Annotated in this window: 14 protein-coding genes; 4 read left to right on the forward strand and 10 right to left on the reverse strand. The window is 48.6% G+C overall.

The window, feature by feature from the left end; translation table 11 throughout:
* Positions 1-26: 26 nt before the first annotated feature.
* The 3 genes from QEP07_RS07675 to QEP07_RS07685 form a co-directional block, all read right to left on the reverse strand.
* A complete protein-coding gene (locus QEP07_RS07675; RefSeq protein ID WP_285009319.1) occupies positions 27-3,470 on the reverse strand; it encodes a TonB-dependent receptor in 3,444 nt (1,147 codons plus the stop codon).
* A gap of 215 nt (positions 3,471-3,685) precedes the next feature.
* Complete coding sequence (locus QEP07_RS07680) at positions 3,686-4,789, reverse strand: FecR family protein (RefSeq protein WP_285009320.1); 1,104 nt, start codon at positions 4,787-4,789, stop codon at positions 3,686-3,688.
* 78 nt (positions 4,790-4,867) lie between these two features.
* Positions 4,868-5,437 (reverse strand): RNA polymerase sigma-70 factor, encoded by a 570-nt coding sequence (locus QEP07_RS07685; RefSeq protein ID WP_285009321.1) that lies wholly within the window; start codon positions 5,435-5,437, stop codon positions 4,868-4,870.
* A gap of 85 nt (positions 5,438-5,522) precedes the next feature.
* On the opposite strand from QEP07_RS07685, the gene QEP07_RS07690 reads away from it, so the two are divergent.
* Complete coding sequence (locus QEP07_RS07690; RefSeq protein ID WP_285009322.1) at positions 5,523-7,346, forward strand: MGH1-like glycoside hydrolase domain-containing protein; 1,824 nt, start codon at positions 5,523-5,525, stop codon at positions 7,344-7,346.
* On the opposite strand, the gene QEP07_RS07695 is transcribed toward QEP07_RS07690, so the two are convergent.
* Positions 7,323-10,073 (reverse strand): glycoside hydrolase family 2 protein, encoded by a 2,751-nt coding sequence (locus QEP07_RS07695; RefSeq protein WP_285009323.1) that lies wholly within the window; start codon positions 10,071-10,073, stop codon positions 7,323-7,325. The two genes, QEP07_RS07690 and QEP07_RS07695, sit on opposite strands and share 24 nt — an antisense overlap.
* Positions 10,074-10,209: 136 nt before the next feature.
* Here QEP07_RS07695 and QEP07_RS07700 point away from each other — a divergent pair, with 136 nt between their 5' ends.
* The gene (locus tag QEP07_RS07700; protein WP_285009324.1) at positions 10,210-11,220 is read left to right on the forward strand and encodes a LacI family DNA-binding transcriptional regulator; all 1,011 of its coding nucleotides are present in this window, start codon (positions 10,210-10,212) and stop codon (positions 11,218-11,220) included.
* Between the two features lie 11 nt (positions 11,221-11,231).
* On the opposite strand, the gene QEP07_RS07705 is transcribed toward QEP07_RS07700, so the two are convergent.
* A complete protein-coding gene (locus tag QEP07_RS07705) occupies positions 11,232-11,558 on the reverse strand; it encodes a hypothetical protein (RefSeq protein ID WP_256003924.1) in 327 nt (108 codons plus the stop codon).
* Positions 11,559-12,025: 467 nt separating this feature from the next.
* Here QEP07_RS07705 and QEP07_RS07710 point away from each other — a divergent pair, with 467 nt between their 5' ends.
* Entirely contained in the window at positions 12,026-13,012 is a 987-nt protein-coding gene (locus QEP07_RS07710; protein ID WP_285009325.1) for a PAS domain-containing protein, read from the forward strand.
* Between the two features lie 19 nt (positions 13,013-13,031).
* Here the strand turns inward: QEP07_RS07710 and QEP07_RS07715 are convergent, their stop codons facing one another.
* The 5 genes from QEP07_RS07715 to truA form a co-directional block, all read right to left on the reverse strand.
* The gene (locus QEP07_RS07715) at positions 13,032-13,748 is read right to left on the reverse strand and encodes an MBL fold metallo-hydrolase (RefSeq protein ID WP_285009326.1); all 717 of its coding nucleotides are present in this window, start codon (positions 13,746-13,748) and stop codon (positions 13,032-13,034) included.
* Between the two features lie 125 nt (positions 13,749-13,873).
* Positions 13,874-14,086, reverse strand: coding sequence for a hypothetical protein (locus tag QEP07_RS07720; protein WP_285009327.1), 213 nt, complete (start codon positions 14,084-14,086; stop codon positions 13,874-13,876).
* On the reverse strand, positions 14,028-14,792 hold the full coding sequence (locus QEP07_RS07725) for a zinc-dependent alcohol dehydrogenase (RefSeq protein ID WP_285009328.1): 765 nt from the start codon (positions 14,790-14,792) through the stop codon (positions 14,028-14,030). Before QEP07_RS07725 ends, QEP07_RS07720 begins: the two co-directional genes overlap by 59 nt.
* Before the next feature lie 198 nt (positions 14,793-14,990).
* Complete coding sequence (locus QEP07_RS07730) at positions 14,991-16,763, reverse strand: ABC transporter ATP-binding protein (RefSeq protein ID WP_256003916.1); 1,773 nt, start codon at positions 16,761-16,763, stop codon at positions 14,991-14,993.
* Entirely contained in the window at positions 16,756-17,526 is a 771-nt protein-coding gene (gene truA, locus QEP07_RS07735) for a tRNA pseudouridine(38-40) synthase TruA (protein WP_285009329.1), read from the reverse strand. Before truA ends, QEP07_RS07730 begins: the two co-directional genes overlap by 8 nt.
* A gap of 88 nt (positions 17,527-17,614) precedes the next feature.
* Here truA and QEP07_RS07740 point away from each other — a divergent pair, with 88 nt between their 5' ends.
* Entirely contained in the window at positions 17,615-18,067 is a 453-nt protein-coding gene (locus tag QEP07_RS07740) for a DUF4293 domain-containing protein (protein ID WP_285009330.1), read from the forward strand.
* The last annotated feature ends 82 nt before the right edge of the window (positions 18,068-18,149 follow it).

Below are 18,149 nucleotides of genomic sequence, written 5' to 3' on the forward strand. Positions count from 1 at the left end.
AATGTAAATCCACTCTTGTCTGTTCCCTACAAGCCAACGCGTACGCCGAAACTGAACTGTCTTACGTACGGGTAACCCCCTGAATCGCTATAGCCGCCGATTAAACTATACGGATCGTTGCTCGTTTCCGGATCAACACCCGGATAATCCGTAATTGTGAACAGGTTGGTTCCCGAAACGTAAGCCGAGATGCCGTTTACCTTTAACCGGTCCGTTAAGCCCTTTGGAAACTGGTAAGCAAGCGTTACGGACTTTAGCTTGATAAAAGAGGCATCATAAACATTATTACTCGCCGCATAAGCATAGGTGCCCTGGCCCTGGATTAATCGCGGCCTGGTGGCACTGGGATTTTCCGGTGTCCAGCGATCCAGGATCGCTACACTTTTGTTAGTGCGTTTTGCCATATCCTGGTTTTGCACGTCAGCGAGATAGAAAATATCCCCACCGTAGGAGAAGGTAGCGAGCGTAGTAAGGCTGAAATCTTTGTAGGCTAACCTATTCGTGTAACCGCCGTAATACTTTGGCTCGGCACGCCCAATGATATCATCCTTAAAATAACGTATTCCCGGAACACCGAAAGCATTGTCGTCAAGAATATAGCTGGCGTCGCCAATTCCTAGATAAGGATAACTTCCGGCCAGTATGTTCCCTTGTTTATAAGCGTCTACCTCAGCCTGGGTAGTCAATATTTTATCGAATACCCGTCCATATAACAGTCCAACGGGTTCACCTACTTTCAATACGGTATTCCCGTAGTTATATATCGTCGGATTATTCGGATCAGCGAAGTCGTTTGACAGTGCCAGAACCTTGGAACGGTTTCCAGACACATTCATTGTACCCGACCACTGGAAGTTCTTGTTACGAATAAAATCACCGCTCAGTTCTACTTCAAGACCTCGGTTACGGATATTCGCAATATTTGCCGTAACACCGTTGAAACCGGAACTCGCCGCAACGGTTGTTGGGAACAAGACTCCTGTGGTCGACTTTTCGTAATAACCGACACCGCCGCGCAGCCTTGCATTGAAAAATGCAAAGTCAATTCCAGCATCTTTCTGCAGCGTAGATTCCCATTTCAGTTTATCATTACCGAGCTGACTGGGCGACAAGCCGTTCAGCCCTGCATAAGATACGGGTGCATACAGCGTATAGAACAGATTGTCTGCAATGTTTTGCGTTCCAGTATATCCAGCGCTTGCACGGAGTTTTATTTCACTGATCCAACTGATCTCCTTCAGGAAGTTTTCCTGTGAAATGCGCCAGGCGACACCACCAGAAGGAAAATACCCTACACGATTTGCTTTAGGAAACTTAGACGATGCATCTGACCTGCCGGTAAAAGTAAACAGGTATTTATCCATCAGACTGTAGTTGGCCCTCATGTAAAAACTTAGTAACGAGTTCTGGTCGGAAGTGCCGGTAGCAGGCAGGGTTACAGCTGCCGAAGATAGATTGTTCAGGTAAGTGTCGTCCGGGAAGCCCTGTCCGCTTGCAGAAAAAGCGTTTGATTTGGTGATCTGCCAGGAGGTACCCACCAAAAGGTTAAGACGGTGGTTCTCGTTGAACTCCTTGTCCCAGGTCACCGTGTTTTCAAAGAACGTATTCGTTTGCTGGGCCTGCGATTGCGTGGCGGTACCGTTATTAGAACTTCCCGTTCCGTTTGGTGTAGCTATGGAAGCCGTGCTTGGAATGTAATTGTTCTGACGGTAATTATTGTAATTCACCGCCACGGAGCTTCTGAATTTCAGATTGCTAAGAATATCATATTCTCCCGCGACATTTCCGATCAGGAATATCGTGTTCGACTTGTTTACGCCTTTAGTGAGCAATAAAGGATTTTGGAATCCCTCATAGGCGTATGCACCAATTGATGCGGGATCAATAACCTTGACACTTCCATCTGCATTGTATGGCTCTACAGTGGGCGGTGCAAACATCGCCTGCGTATAGATACCATTGGTAATGTTGTTTGTCATGAAGCCATAGTCGAGATTCGTATTAAACCGAAGTTTAGAAGTGATGTCGTTATCCAGGCTCACTTTACCAGCAAGGCGGGAGTAGTCGGTACCAATAACAGTGCCCTCATTCTTGTTGTAGGTTATGGATGTGTAATAGCGTGAACCTGTTCCACCACCCCTCACCGAAACATCGGCATTTTGTGTAATACCGTTTCTCAGCACAAGATCCATCCAATCCGTATTGGCTGTTCCAAAGAAATTCGGATCGTTGAGGATCTGCGTTGCGAGCGGATTGGGGGCCAATGCAGGAACCAGGGCTGCACGGGCATTATTCAGGTTTTGGGCAGCTTCCTTTACCAGCATGATATATTGATCACGGTTCAGCACCCGCTCCTTTTCGGGACTGCTTATCCCCGTGTAATAGTTGGCTTCCAGAACCGGCTTTTGATTTGCCTTACCCTTTTTAGTCGTGATAATCACTACTCCGTTGGCCGCGCGCGAACCATAAATAGCTGTTGCCGAAGCATCTTTGAGAATATCGATGGTTTCTATATCATTGATATTTAACCCACCCAAACTATTTAGTCCGCGTGCAAAAGAACCGGCCACGGTAAAGTTAGGGTCGTCGTTACCCCCTCTTTCTACCGGGCTAACAATATCTGCGGCGCCCGCCTGATAACGGTTTTGCACCTGGACCTGCACCCCGTCGATGATATAAAGCGGATCGTTTCCACCCATCAAAGAAGTTCCGCCCCTGATGCGGATCTTGGCTACCCCGCCCGGTGATCCGTCTGCCTGCACCACCTGTACCCCGGCTGCCTTACCCGTCAACGCCTGATCGATGGTGGCAAAAGGCACGTTGCGCACCTCGTCGAGGTTTACTGAAGCCACAGAACCTGTGAGGTCTTTTCTTTTGGTGGTTCCATAGCCTACCACCACAAGATCTTCCAGGTTATTCTGGCTCAATGTCATGGATACCCTCATATTGGGGGTGGCGCGCAGCTCCTTCGTTTCGTATCCCACATAACTAAAGACCAGAATCGTGTTCGCGTCAACGTTGATGACGAAAGCGCCCTGATCGTTGGTACGGACACCCCTGTTAGTCCCTTTTATTTTAACTCCGGCACCCGGAATCGGCTTGCCGCTTTCATCGACCACTACACCCCGAATGTCTTCAGCCGAAAAAAATTGGCCTATCTGGTCGAGTATAGAGGGTTCCCTTTTTGATACTACCACCGAATTTTTCAAAACGGTATATTCAAAAGGTTGTCCTTCGAAAACCTGCTTCAGTACATCTTTCAGCTCGGTATTTTTTACGCTGATACTTACAGGGTTTGCATTTCTCAGGTTGCTGTTGGTGAACAGGAAATCGTATCCACTTTGCGCCCTGATCTGATCGAGCACCTTTTTTATAGGGGCATTTTTTTCTGAGAGCGTAATCTTCTGGGCATAGGTACCTGCGCTAACCTGCAGGATCGCTGCAATCATGATCAAAGTGGTCAGCTTCATAATGAGCAGAATTTTAGGGAGACGGCAAAAAAGACCCCTACCCCTTGTGGTGTAAATATTGTACATTTGCTAGTTGGTTTTACATGGCTGGCCATCATTTTCGAAGATGGGAGGGCCAGTCAATAGTTGATCGTTCAGATTAGTTAATGTTAAGCCAGTTATTACGCCCCGGTTCCTAGGCCGGGGTGCTTTTTTACTGGAATTACCATGTAGAATTATCTCATAACGGTAACCCTCCTTCCCTCAATCTTAAAATGAACGGTTTTGGTTGTTTCGAGCATGGCCAGCACATCGCTGATTTTTTTGAACCTAGAAATTGTTCCCGTAAAACCTTCATCGGTGATGTCGCCCTCGTAGGCGACATCTATATCGTACCATCTCGCCAGCTTAGACATGATGTCTGTAATGCTTTCATTGTTAAACCGGAAATAGCCATCTTTCCATGAAACTGCTTCCTCCAGATCGGCTTTTGCCTGGCTCAATTGGCCACCTGTTAAAACGGCCTGGTAGCCCGGAGTTAAAATAAGCTCGCTATTGGAGGCAGTAACGCGGACGCTGCCCTCCAGCAAGGTGGTTCGTATCGATCTGTTTTGTGTGTAACTGTTGATATTGAAGTGTGTTCCCAACACGCGAACTTCCTGCCCGTTCGTTTTTACCACAAAAGGTCGGGCCGGGTCTTTTGCCACTTCGAAGTAAGCTTCGCCGGAAAGCTCAACAATGCGGCTTTGATCATTGAAATACTGAGCGAAAGTAAGTTTGCTTTCCGAGTTCATTACCACCAGCGTGCCATCAGACAATTGAATCCTGTACGTGCCACCGCGCGGCGTTTCCGCAGTGATCTCCTCCGCAGAACCAGGGTTGGCAGTCGCATTTGGACCACCTACCCTTGCACCATCCGTATAGGTTAATCCTTCAGCCCCGATCACTACACCAGCCTTGACCGAGCTGAGGTTCAGCGTATCACCGTTGGCAAGCGTAAGCACAGCCAGGTTTCCTCCCGGGGCGATATCCTGTTCGGGCGTTATTGAATCCTTAATGCCTTGTGGAGCAGATCCGTAAAAATAAATACCTGTGCTCAGGACCAGAAAAACAGTCGCCGCAGCCGCAACACGCTGCAGCAGCCTTATGCGCCGCCCCTTGTCGAGATAAGCATTCAGCCGGTGCAGACCCGCATCGTGCTCCGCCAGCAAGTCTTGTTCACTTAACCTGGCGCCTTCCGGATACTTGAGGTACCAGCTTTCTACCAGAGCACGCTCGGAAGCACTTGCCTTGCCGTTGTTATATTTTTCAATTAACTGATCTGCCTCTTCTGATTTCATAATAATTGCGCGGGATTACGCGCTTTAATGATAAGACACGGCAAACCACTCCAGGGACTAGATAAAAATGAAAAAAAATTAAAATAGCAACAAAAGCCCTTTTTGGCCCAGTTTACCACGCAGGATTTTAAGCGCATTATGTACCTGATTGCGCACGGTGTGCGGTGATATGTTTAGCGCTTCCGCTATCTCCTGGTGACTCATCTCCATCTTCCTGCTCATTTCAAATACCATCCGCATTTGAGCAGGCATTGCCTCAATTTCTTTTTCAATTAGTGCCCGCAATTCTTTCTCTCGAAACTGCTCTTCTATGACCGTCTCCCCGCGATCAATAAATTCCTGCAGCGAAGCCGCAAAGTTGTCCCTTACCTTCTTATTCCTGAACAGATTGAGTACCCGGTTGCGCACTGAGGCATAGAGATAGGCAGACAGACTGGTATTGAGTTGAATTTGGTGCCGGTTTGTCCAGAGGTAGACAAACAATTCCTGTATAATGTCACGTACCTCCTCGCGGTCGGCCAGCCTGCGGTAAGCGTGGCTATAAAGAAGCCCCTGGTATCTTCTATATATTTCATTGAGCGCGCCGCGGTCATCCTGCTTTAACAGGTTCAGCAACTGCGCATCTGTTTGTGAACTATAAACACTCATAAACTTCCAGGGTAAAGCTAGTAAAAAACCATGCTTTTTTCCTGCTTTTGTGGTAACTTGTCCTGCTAATCAAACATAACACCAAATGTTCAGGATTTCCTCGTATATCATATCTGCGCTCGCTGTAATCGCCCAAATGTTCGGTTTCTCGTTTTCAGGTTCCGGGCAGGACAATACCGTATACAATGCAGAACTGCGCAGGTTAAAACTCGAATCGCAGAACCAGCTGGGATCGCAGATAGATCAGTTCAATGCCTACAAAGAAAGACCTGACTCTGACGGCCCCTACAATGCCACAAACAATAAGGCTTTCCTCATGAATAACGTTCCGCTGTTCATGAGCTCCGACAGCGTGATCTCTAAGGTGTACAACTATCGCTGGTGGATGATCAGTAAGCATCTTAAGGAATACCAGGACCCGTACGACAATAAAAAGTACTGGGTGGTCACAGAATTTTTCGGGGTTAAGCCCTGGGCTTCGTTGAGCGGCGCGATTACCTGTCCGGCTGGCCACCAGTTTTACGATGTACGCTGGTTGCGTGACGAAAAGTATTTAAAATCTTACGCCGATTATTTCATGAGCGGGTCGGCATCTAAGCTGAACCAGCGTGAAAACGGCAACTTCCTTACTTACCTGAGCCGCCCCGAAAGTCACCATTTCTCGAGCTGGATGGTAAATGGGGTAGATGCCTTTTTGAAGATACATCCGGACAAGCAGTGGCTACAGCAAATACTTCTCGACCTGGAACGCCATCAAAAGGGCTGGGACAGCCTTTTTACCGTAAAAAATACGAGTGCTAAAACGGCGGGTATGTACAAGATCCTCGATTTATACAATGGCATGGAGTTCAGTCTCTCGGCCGTGATGGGACTTATAGCAAGCAAAGGCCCATACAGCATTTACACGGATGAGACCTGGAGAGATTATTATCTGGGCTGGGGAACCACTGACAAAGCGGCACAAACGGAGCAGGCGAAACTATACCCAACAGCCTTCCGTAAGGGATATCCGGATTATTATATGGTGAGGCCTTCGCTGAACGCCTATATGTATGGCAATCTGAAATCTTTGTCTGATCTGTATCAACTGAACGGAAAAAGCGGTAAATCGGCCGAATACCTTGCGAAAGCAAATCGGCTGCAGCGCAAAGTGCTGAAGGTATTGTGGAATGAAGAGGATCAGTTTTTCAATTCCTTAAGTGCGGGGGATAATGAGTTCGGCACGGGCGACTATGAGGCGCGTGTCCGCGAATCCGTTGGCTATTCGCCCTGGTATTTTAACCTCATCCCCGCTTCCAGCTACCAGAAATATAGCAAGGCATGGGAAATGTTTTCTTCGCCAAAGGGCTTTTACCACGAAAAGGGCATGACTACTGCGGAAAGGCAGCACCCTTATTATAATGAACAGGCTTACGCCTGGAACGGACGGGGCTGGCCCTATGAAAACTCGATGGTTTATAAAGGCTATGCAAACTACCTGAGGGACTATAAAAAGAACGCATCGGCGAAAGAAAAGGAGTTACTGCTCGATTATATCAGCAAACTCGCTGTAATGCATGGCAAGGAGCCCAACATCGGCGAATGGTACATCCCCAGTAACGGCGATGGCTTTGGCGGGGAGAAAGACTATTTCCACTCGAGTTTTCCGGACATGATCATCGAAGACCTGATCGGTTTTAAGGCATCACACAGCTCCAGCTTTGCCGTGCAACCTTTGTTGCCCGACAACAGCTGGGATTATTTTTACCTTGGCAACCTTCGTTACCACGGACATGATGTTGACATCATCTGGAAAAAGGACTGGGACACAGCCAAACCCGGCAATCAAAGCAGATTATGCGTTTGGATAGACGGCAAACTCCAGTCGCAGGCCACTACCTATAAACTACCGGCCAAAATCAAACCATAGCGTCCGCTTTATCCGCTCCGCTTTTGCTTCATTCTTCTGACCCTCCGGGCCTGTGGATCTTGCTGCGTGGAATTTGTTGCCGATCGGATTAATAGCATCCAGAAACCCTATGCTCCCTTCCGGAAAGACTGGTCCGACGTTATTATTCAGGACGTCCTTTTCCTTCGCCGGCCTGAGCATTTGAAAAAAGACATCTTCATCGTTGGAGTACACCGTAAACGGCGACTCCTTAGTCTGCACCGTTACCCAGCTTACCTCAGCATGGTAGCCCTTAAACTCAGGATACTGCCAATGCTCTCCGGTGACGGTATTGTTATAGGTTTTTTTCCATACGCCTAGTTGCTGACCCTTCATGCGGTTCTTCCATACGCGAAAAGGTCCGCGCCCGCGCCATCTCATACCGGTGATCTTTTCCTCGGGATAATTAAAGGTTATACCGCTAAAATCCGCAGCGTCCTGTCGACCATATTCATATTCGAGTTTTGCCGGTGTACCTGAAGCAAAAGTCCATCTAACACGCAAAGCACCTGCACCCCCGTAACTCGCTTCAACCACGTACTGGCCATCAACTTCATGGTGGGAAAACATCTTCAATTCGGCTGCGCCGCTTGCAAGGACCGGTCCGCCCGACAAGGACACAGTTTCTCCCTTCCTGAGCACCTGGCTGATATACCCGGTTACCTTGTCGAATACATAGGTCGTGCCATCGCATATGATCTGAAGATTGTCGCCCTGATCGTCCGCTTTTAGCTGCGCCGACCGAGCGGATCTCGTTTTCTGAACCATCACCTCAGCTGGCTTCAGCGCCCAGCTCCAGGTAAAAATCTCTTTTTTATCGGCCCCATAAGCAGTTAAATACAAGGCGCCGTAGTTTCTCCATGAGCCCGGCAGGTTCAGTTCCAGCCAGCCCTTTTCCCCCGGTTTTACATTCGCCAGCTTAGGATAACCCGATGCCCTTACGATAGGCTCCGTACCTTTCTTGTCTGCCGCAGGAAAATCGACCAGTTTCCATTGGAAGGTGCATTGATTGAGGTTCGTAAAGTCGTACCTGTTCTCTACCTCTATTCTACCTGAAAAGTCGGCCCCGATCTTGCGAAGTCCCACGTAGACAGGCGACCATATTTCCTTAATGGTATAAAAGCTGCCCTCCTTTTCACGGTGCGGACCAACGATGCCATCGGCTCCATGATTGCCGTCGGTATCGTATGCGCCGTTCTTATCCGTGCGAAGGATCGCCTCGTCTACAAATGCCCAGATAAAGCCGCCTGCGCCATGCGGGTGCTTCAGCATCTGGTTCCAGTAGTCGTCCAGACCGGCCCCCGCTCCTCCGTCGTACAGGCCATGCATAAACTCGGTTGGGAAAAATACCTCTTTGCCTGTGGCAGCAGATTTTACCATGTAATCGTAATCGGGATAATGACGCGTATCTGTTCCGTTAAACTTTTCCCAGGGATGTATTACGGTCCGCTTCTGCGGATCGTACCAGGCATAGTCATTATCGAGTGCGCGGTTGAATCCACCCTCATTACCATTGGCCCAAAACAGGATGGACGGGTGGTTAACATCCCTTACAACCAGTTCCTTAACCAGTTTGCGACCGGCTACGGTGTCATATTTCGACTGCCAGCCTGTAAGTTCGTCTATCACGTACAGACCTACAGAATCGCACACGTCCAGAAAATCCTGATCCGGCGGGTAATGGGACATCCGCACCGCGTTCATATTCATCTCCTTCATCAGGCGCACATCCAGGAGATGGATGCTATGGCTCAGCGTGCGACCACTCTCAGGCCAGAAGCTGTGCCGGTTACTGCCTTTAAGCAATATCTTTTCCCCGTTTACATAGAGTCCGTCATTTTTCCTCAACTCAACTGTTCTGAAACCAAACTTCTGTTTAACCTGATGGATAATCTGCCCCGCATTTTTTATGGTCACCACAACCTGATACCTGTTGGGGAACTCGGCACTCCACAATTGCGGGCTATTTAGTTGCGAGCGCAGTACGACCGAGTCGGCCGTATTCCCTGCATTGGCAGAAAATGACGCGCCCGCGGCCTTGCCTTCCAGGGTTTGGATTTGCGCCTCAATAGTTTCCGTACCATTCAGGTTTTCCGGAAATACCTGCATCTCAAAAGAGCCGTCGGCCTTAGCATTTATCGCCACCCGGTCTATAAACTTCTGCGGCACAATTTCCAGGTAAACAGGTCGGAAAATTCCGCCCAGGATCCAAAAGTCACTTTTCCGCTCCGCCTGGTTCACCGAGGCATTCGCCGATGTTTTGCTGACCGTTACTTCCAGCAGGTTTTTACCTGACGGCTTCAGCAAATCGGTAATATCATATTTAAAACGATAAAAAGCGCCCTGGTGAACCGGCCCGGCCATTTTGCCGTTAATCATCACTTTGGTGTCTGTCATGGAACCTTCGAAGACAATAAACACCCGCTTTCCATCCACTTTACCAGTGCCGAACTCATATTTATACAGGCCTTGTTCATTGGACTTTACCTTGTCGTGCCCATAATTATAGGAACCAAAACCCTGCAATTCCCAGTTGGACGGCACCGGTATTTTTGTCCAGTACCCGCTTTTTCTGCCATCGGTGCAGAAGAAGTCCCAGTTCACCGTATGGTCCTTGTCTCTTCCAGAAAGATATTTAACGATTGTGGATTGCGCCACTGCAGAGGAGCAGGCCAGGATGAATAATATTGCGGTACAAATTCTTCTCATCGTCGATACGTTTATCGCAAGATTAAGAAGTTCGGGCCTACAAAGCAAAAGCCCGCCTTGATAAAACTACGCAATCGTTCCCGGAAAAGTGATGATTTAAGCGCCATAGTGCCATGATTTTTTCTTATACTTGTTTATGTTCCAGGCAGCAACAATCAAGCAAATTGCTCAGGCCTTGTCGGTTTCCCCATCTACCGTTTCGCGGGCGCTGACCGACAGCCATGAAGTAAGTGCCGAAACAAAACGGCAGGTGCTTGCCTATGCAGAAAAGGTAAACTATCGTTCTAATCCTGTTGCACGTGGTTTGAGAAATAAGAGAACCAATTCCATAGGTGTCTCGGTGGCCGACATTGCCAACAGCTTTTTTTCCCAGGCCATCAACGGCATCGAGTCGGTTGCTTACGAGAGAGGCTACCATGTGATCATCACGCAAAGCCACGACACTTACCACCGCGAAGTGATCAACGTAGAGCACCTGGCAAACCGCTCGGTTGATGGCCTGCTGATCTCCATGTCGTCGCAAACAACAGACTACAGCCATGTAACCAACCTTCATCAGCGCGGCCTGCCCCTAGTCCTGTTTGATCGGATTATCCCGGAGATGCAGACCTTTAAGATAACCACAGACAACGTAAGGTCGGCCTTCGAAGCAACTTCCCTTCTCATCCAGAAAGGATATAAAAAGATCGCGTTTTTAGGTAATGCCCCACATCTGTCGATTACGCAAGAACGCCTTCAGGGATATTCAGATGCCCTGGCTGCACACAACCTGAACCTTGAGCAGCATCTCGTTAAGTACTGCTACGAAGGCGGAAGAAATCGAGAAGAAATAAAAGCCATTGTACAGGAACTGCTGTCGGCACCATGGGGAACGGAGGCGCTTTTAATTGCAAGTGACCGGATCAGCACCGAGACCGTCCGGGTTTTAAGTATGCTCAACGTGCCCCGCCCTTTAAGTATTATAGGCTTCTCCAACTCGGAGGTGATAGACCTCCTGTCGCCAGGCATTTCCTACATCCGCCAAAATGCATTTGAAATGGGCAGGATCGCTGCCCAAAAACTCATCACGTTGATTGAAAGCAAATACCCGGTTTATGAATTTGACACGACTTTACTAAGCAGTGAGTTACACTGGGTGGGTATCTGAACGCGGAGGGTTTAAACACCCGCCAGCGTGATCAGCAATATAGAAGCGTGGATCAGTAAGCTCAGTCCGAATACAAATATCGTTGTCCTTGTTTTCATGCCGCTCATATTACACACAATGTTTACGAAGAAGATAACCATACTTGCAGCCAGACAGGGAAGTACATGTCCGCCTAAAGCGTACACTGCCACAAAAGTAAGCGGCACGAGAATGGTTGCATGAACCAGTATAGATACAAGAAACCAACCCAGATGGTACTTTTGCTGACCATCAGCGAATTGGTTATATCTGTGTATTAAAGAAACTGAAGGTGCTGTTGTTAATGCTAGTGTTGCCATGATGTTATTAATTTAATAACTCAAAGATCAGGCTCTTGCGACTCGTCCGCCATGACATCCATCATCAGCATTTGGGACGCTGGTTATAACTTTTAGTGATGAGGGTCACCTAAGCAACGTTAAGTGAGCGTTTGATTTGGGGCAATCCATAGAAAAAAGCCGGGAAAAGTCGGCACACCCTTCGACTTTTGTCGGATAACAAGCGGCTTCCATGCCCCTACCTTGTTCGGGAATAGTCTGGGTCTGGTCTGGGCTTTGTTCGCAAAATAGGGTATCTTTTGTGGACAAGTGTTGGATTAAGCCCCAATTAAGCCCGAACCTGGTGGAGCGTTGCCCGCGGCTATATGCAGTACGTGAATGCGACGGGTGATAAAGTAAGTACAACACAATGCCCGGGTGAGATTGTTATAGCGTAAGCACACAATTAATGATATATTTACAAAAGGTCTAACGCTTTACGAGACGGGATGCTAAGGTTAGAAAATGTTCAATTAGTTTATAACTCCATACCGACGGCATGTGTAATTATGCGGCCCGACAAGCCGCGCTTTACTATTGCGACTGCGAACAGGGCTTTTCTAGCAGCTACGCACACAAAATCTGAGGACATTATTGGTCAAAGTTTCTTTGAAGCTTTTCCAGCGAATAGCACCGACGATAGTCGCCTGCAAACTTTTCAGCATGCCCTTGACCAGGTTATGGAGCAAAAGAGCGCACAGGTAATGCGGCAGCATCGTTATGATTTACCGCATACGGATGAGGCTGCCGGCAGGGCGCGTTACTGGGACATCGAAATGTACCCCCTGCTGGATTCGCAGGGAGAGGTGCAGTATATTGTGCAGAGTTCTGTAGATATAACATCGCTCGTTGAGGCTGAAAAGAAAGTGAAGGATAGCAATGAGCGCTATGAATATATTAACAAGGCAACCAACGATGCTATATATGACTGGGACCTGGAAAGTAATCATATTCACTGGGGCGATGCTTTCTTCCGCCTGTTTGGTTATGAGGAAAACACCTATTTTCCGATAGAACGATGGGCAAAGCTGGTTCATCCCGAAGATGTGCTGAGCGTTACGGACAGTTTAAACCAGACTTTGGCCGATACGCATAAGAGTAGCTGGGCGGCCAGTTATCGTATAAGACGGCTGAATGACACGTATGCTTTCGTGGAGGAAAATGGTTACATTTTGAGGGATAAACATGGCCGCGCGGTAAGAATGATTGGCGTGATCAAGGACGTGACGGAGCGTGTAGAGGTAAGCTGGACGCAGGCCCATCTGTTGCGTGCGCCGCTGGCACGCATACTGGGCCTTATACAACTTCTCGACGATCCTGGTGACCGGGAGTCGACCCGCCAGGTGCTTAACTATCTGCGAACCTCGGCAACCGATCTGGATTGTATTGTGCGTGAGCTTATTAACAAAAGTCAACACCGCTTGAAAAATGGTTAACTGCGTTGTTACGCTTGAACTAGTCTGTATATTTTCCGTATGCTGGCCGGGCAATCTCGTCAAACTCAGCGGCTAGCTTTTGTAGTCCGGCCCTAAGCTCCTCGCCTTCCATAAACTGACCGTGACCTGATATCATCAGGCTTGGGTTCAATTCGGCCAATGTTAAGGCAGACTGCCGGGACGCATCCCAGTCGGAAGTAAAGTAACGGGGCGGACCGTTTACTTCTTCTTTTTGAAGCAGTACGTTGTATAGGGAATCCTGGCGCACCGTGATCACGGCATCGCCGCTAATGAGCACACCGTCGTCTTCCCGGTAAAATGCCACATGGCCAGGCGAGTGTCCGGGCGTGCTTATCCAGCTCCACTCGGAAAAACAGGGCATACGATCGTGATGCGGCAATTCGTGCAGTGCAGAAGCAACGTTGGTGGCTTCGTGCGGATATATGGATGCAATTTTCGCAAGCAAGCCACCTTCTACTGAAGGATCGGGCTCGGGATAAGCATGCGACCCGTTTAGGTAAGGAAACTCATTGATGTGTGCGTATACCGGGACCCCCCAATGCTCGAGCAGATAAGTAAGTCCGCCTACATGGTCAAAATGTCCGTGCGTGAGCGCTATACACTTTGGCGGGTTGTCTTTTCCGAAGCGTTCTTCAGCTACCTTCAAAACGGTTGGACCGCTGCCTGGCATTCCTGCATCGATAAGCACCCAGTCGCCCCCCGGCCTGCCCACCATGACTACATTAACAATTTGATTTGTGTAGTAATAAATATCTGGTTTACTTCCTTACCTGAACCGGCCGAAACGGAGGTCATAGGAATAAAATGGTTGTCTTCGCTCTGTTTCATAATGATCTATCTTTACATGGTTAGCGCTACGAAAACTGCGCCGGTCTTTTCTTTTTTCTGTGCGGTTTCGAAGGCTTTGTTAATTTCATCGAGCGGAAAGCTGTGCGTGATCATTTTCCTGGCGTTGAGTTTTCCTTTGGCCAGCAGATCGAGGCAGACCTTCATTTCAGGATAGATGTCCCAGAAAGAATAGCTTGCGCTCGGAATAAGCTGAATCTCTTTCATCTGCAGACTTTGCCAGTCGATCTCCATGGGCATCTTGCCTTTTTCGAATCCGCCTACGATGACTACCTTGCCGCCTATGCGGGTCAGCTCCACCGACTCGCAGCGACGACTCCACGACGTCGATAATGAGCACATCAGCTCCGGACGCTTTGGCGAGCTGCAGTTGCCCCAATCCGATAGGTCCTGCGCCAATAACAACGACCTTATCGTTGATATGCAGGCCGCTTAGATGCTGTGCGTGCAGACTTACCGAAAAAGTATCCAGAAGTGTGGCTTCTTCGAAGCTTACATGGTCGGGAAGTTTATGAAATTTCGTGGCCGGTCCGATAAGGTATTCCGCGAAAGCACGTGACACGGTTTCCATGCGAACGTTATACAGGTTTGGGCACAAGTTGTATTGCTGAACCCGGCACCAATCGCAGGTGCCGTCGCCCAGCAGCGTTTCGATAACGACACGGTCGCCGGGCTTCACGTTCTTCACCTCCGAACCTATTTCTACCACCTCACCGGCGAGTTCGTGGCCCATAATTTTACATTCCAGCTCTGGCTCATGTTTTTCCCAATGACGCAGATCGGTACCACAAATACCCGAGACCCGTACGCGTGCAAGCACCCAGTCGGGCGCCGGGATTTGTACCCGCTGTACTTCCTTGACCTCAAATTTGCCTTCCGCTGTTTTGAGCGCGGCTTTCATTGACTCACTCATGTTTGTCTTATTTGGTTATATGCATCAACCTGACTTCCCCCCCGAAGGTTTACCATATCTGGAAAAATCAGTACAAACCGGGGCTCCAGGGTTAAATACCTGTATTGCTTATCTGGACTGATACGTCAGTTCGATATAAAGCCTCAGCAAACGCTCGGTCAAGGAAACGTAGCGCATCCAATTTCTGTACCAGTCGACTCAGCCTGCGGAGATGCCTGCTGAACTGAACTGAAGTTCGTAGAGGCGTTTGTAGTAGCCGTTTAGTTTGAGCAGTTGCTGGTGTGTACCCATTTCTTTGATCTCGCCTTTGTCGAGCACCAGTATTTTATCGGCCTTTTGTATGGTCGACAAGCGGTGGGCGATCACGATAGAGGTACGACCCTGCATCAGGTTGTCGATAGCATTTTGAATGAGCATTTCTGTTTCCGTATCTACGGAAGAGGTTGCTTCATCGAGCACAAGCACAGCAGGATTGTACACCAGCGCTCTGATGAACGAGATGAGCTGCGCCTGCCCGGCAGATAATGTGGCTCCGCGCTCCATGACGTTGTATTGGTATCCGCCTGGTAAACGCTGGATAAAGTCATGCGCACCTACCTTTTTTGCGGCGTCTACAACGGCCTCCATGCTAATGTCGGGGTTGTTGAGCGTAATGTTATTGAAGATGGTGTCGGAAAACAGAAAAACATCTTGGAGGACGGTAGCAATGTTGCGTCTGAGATAATTAAGCTCATAATCCTGGATGGACGTACCGTCGATACTGATTTCGCCTTTGTTGATTTCGTAAAAGCGGCTAAGTATATTGATGGTGGACGACTTTCCCGCGCCGGTAGCCCCTACAAGTGCTACGGTTTTACCCGGCTCTACTTCAAAAGAAATGTCTTTAAGCACATAATTATCGGCGTTGTAGGCGAACCAGACGTTCTTAAAGGAGATGTGTCCGTTTAGTTTGGCCGGCATGAATGTGCCCTTGTTTTCCGTGATCTCCTGGTTGTCGAGCACCTTGAACACTCTTTCGGCGCCTACCATACCCATCTGCAAGGTGTTAAACTTATCTGCAAGTTCGCGGATAGGCCGGAAAAGCATGCTGATGTACAAAATAAATTCGGCAATGATACCGGGGGTGACCACCAGGGGCTTGGCCAGTATGCTTCGGGAGCCGTACCACACGAGCAGACCGAGCGACATGGCGGAAATGATTTCCACTACCGGGAAAAAGATGCTGTAATACCAGTTAGATCTGATGTTGGCATCGCGGTAGCGCTTATTTATGCCCACAAACTTCTTATATTCCTGCTCTTCACGGGCAAAATACTGTATAATGGAAATGCCCGTGATATGTTCCTGAAGATAGGTGTTCAGGTTGGATACTTCGGTCCTTACCTGCTGAAATGCTGCTTTGATGGCGCGCTGAAAAACTGCAGTTGCGATAATGAGCAGCGGCATGGGCAATAACACGACGAGGGTTAACATCCAGTCTTTATAAACCATCACCCCAACGATAACGATTACCATCAGGATATCACCTATGATGACGATCAGTCCCTCGGAAAAGATTTCAGCGATCGTTTCCAGGTCGGACACCGTCCGTGTAATAAGCTGACCGATCGGCGTATTGTCGAAATATTTGAGCCTGAGCCTGGTGATGTGATTGAACACGTCTATGCGAAGATCGCGTATGGCCGACTGCCCCAGTGTGTTGGTGAGCAGTGTATGGCTGAACTGAAAAAGGGTTTGCAGGGCGAGCAGCACGAGCATCAGGATGGTGATACTGAGCAGTCCGGCATAGTCGCCCGTCATAATATGGTGATCGAGCGTGTACTGTATAAGGAACGGGCGTACCGGCGCAATGAGGGCCAGCAGGATGGTTAGCACAATAGCCCAGATAAAAGTGCGCCTGTAGGGTTTGACGTACCGAAAGATTCGCCTGAGCAATCCTGTATTTATCGCTTCTCCGGGTAGTTTAGCCATGAGCATTGTTTATATGAGCATTGTCTATATAAGGGTATTGCACTTCGGTAAGGTACAGTCCGCATGCGGGAACTGACTGCCCTGCCGCGCTGCGATTTTTACTTTCCAGAATGGTCCGGACGCCTTGAAGGTCAATCTCACCTTTCCCCACCCGGATCAAGGTACCTACAACGGCGCGCACCATGTTGCGCAGAAAGCGATCGGCCTGAATGGTAAATTGTAGTCCGCCGGAATGCTCCGTAAATACAGCCTTTGTAAGCCTGCAGTTGTTGGTAAAGGTTTGGGTATTGGACTTACTGAAACAGGAAAAATCTGTATACTCGGGTAGAACCGCTGCAACTTGGTTCATACGGTCGACGTCCAGGCGCCCTTTGTAGAGCCAAGACCTGTCGATTTTAAAAGGATCTTTCTGAAAATGGATATGATAATGATAGGTACGGCTTGTGGCATCGAACCTTGCATGTGCATCGTTTGCGACTTCGAAGATGCGGCTTACGGCGATATCGTAGGGCAGCAGGGCGTTTACACCGGTCACGTCAATCTCAGGGCAGGCAGACGCGCTATCTAGATCAAAATGAGCGTAGAACTGAGTGGCATGAACGCCGGTGTCGGTACGTCCGCAGCCTAAGGTAGCCACTGTTTGGCGAAAATACACGCTCAGCGCCTTATCAAGCCGCTGCTGCACAGTTATGGCATTCGGCTGTATCTGCCAGCCGTGATATGCGGTTCCGTTGTATGAAAGCTCAATAAAGTAGCGCTGCATGTCAGTAGACAAATCTACTATTCTAATTCCTTTTTTGAATTGCCTAGTTGCGCCCTTTTAATATCTTTGTTGAAATTATGGAATTGATATGATACAGCGGATTCAATCGATATGGCTCTTTCTTGCGGCAATCACCATGTTCCTGATGCTTGCTTTGCCGATTCTTTCGGTGCAGGGGGAGGGCGTTGAAACCTGGCTGAAAGGTTCGGGCATTTATACCTTAACTGAAGCTGGCGAGACTCAAAGTACCGCTGCTACGCCATTGCTGATCACCATTGTTATTACCGGAATACTATTCTTTGTAAACATATTCAACTTCAGAAACCGGGCGCTTCAACGCCGCATTACGGGCATTTGTATGGTGCTGATCTTAGTGGCCTGCGGCTGGATGTATTACTATGCTTCTATGATCGCAGGCTCGACGTTTAACTATGGTGCGGGCTTATTTATGCCGGTACTCGGACTTATATTTTCGCTGCTTACCATGCGCGGAATAAGGAAAGACGAGCAGCTGCTGAAGTCGGCCGACAGACTCAGATAAATTTAATTGCCTCATTTTTATTTAGTTATGCTTCTGTAAAAATACGGATTATTAACCGTACCTTTGCGGCTTAATAAATTAT

Source organism: Pedobacter faecalis (genome assembly GCF_030182585.1).
Lineage (GTDB): Bacteria > Bacteroidota > Bacteroidia > Sphingobacteriales > Sphingobacteriaceae > Pedobacter > Pedobacter faecalis.

What these genes read in the sequence shown, in the direction of transcription:
- QEP07_RS07725 (WP_285009328.1), bottom strand. Translation starts at nt 14,792, where the DNA reads ATGAGTGAGTCAATGAAAGCCGCGCTCAAAACAGCGGAAGGCAAATTT.
- QEP07_RS07715 (WP_285009326.1), bottom strand. Translation starts at nt 13,748, where the DNA reads ATGGTGGGCAGGCCGGGGGGCGACTGGGTGCTTATCGATGCAGGAATG.
- QEP07_RS07685 (WP_285009321.1), bottom strand. Translation starts at nt 5,437, where the DNA reads ATGAGTGTTTATAGTTCACAAACAGATGCGCAGTTGCTGAACCTGTTA.
- QEP07_RS07710 (WP_285009325.1), top strand. Translation starts at nt 12,026, where the DNA reads ATGCTAAGGTTAGAAAATGTTCAATTAGTTTATAACTCCATACCGACG.
- QEP07_RS07740 (WP_285009330.1), top strand. Translation starts at nt 17,615, where the DNA reads ATGATACAGCGGATTCAATCGATATGGCTCTTTCTTGCGGCAATCACC.
- QEP07_RS07700 (WP_285009324.1), top strand. Translation starts at nt 10,210, where the DNA reads ATGTTCCAGGCAGCAACAATCAAGCAAATTGCTCAGGCCTTGTCGGTT.
- QEP07_RS07730 (WP_256003916.1), bottom strand. Translation starts at nt 16,763, where the DNA reads ATGGCTAAACTACCCGGAGAAGCGATAAATACAGGATTGCTCAGGCGA.
- truA (WP_285009329.1), bottom strand. Translation starts at nt 17,526, where the DNA reads ATGCAGCGCTACTTTATTGAGCTTTCATACAACGGAACCGCATATCAC.
- QEP07_RS07675 (WP_285009319.1), bottom strand. Translation starts at nt 3,470, where the DNA reads ATGAAGCTGACCACTTTGATCATGATTGCAGCGATCCTGCAGGTTAGC.
- QEP07_RS07695 (WP_285009323.1), bottom strand. Translation starts at nt 10,073, where the DNA reads ATGAGAAGAATTTGTACCGCAATATTATTCATCCTGGCCTGCTCCTCT.
- QEP07_RS07680 (WP_285009320.1), bottom strand. Translation starts at nt 4,789, where the DNA reads ATGAAATCAGAAGAGGCAGATCAGTTAATTGAAAAATATAACAACGGC.
- QEP07_RS07690 (WP_285009322.1), top strand. Translation starts at nt 5,523, where the DNA reads ATGTTCAGGATTTCCTCGTATATCATATCTGCGCTCGCTGTAATCGCC.
- QEP07_RS07720 (WP_285009327.1), bottom strand. Translation starts at nt 14,086, where the DNA reads ATGAAAGAGATTCAGCTTATTCCGAGCGCAAGCTATTCTTTCTGGGAC.
- QEP07_RS07705 (WP_256003924.1), bottom strand. Translation starts at nt 11,558, where the DNA reads ATGGCAACACTAGCATTAACAACAGCACCTTCAGTTTCTTTAATACAC.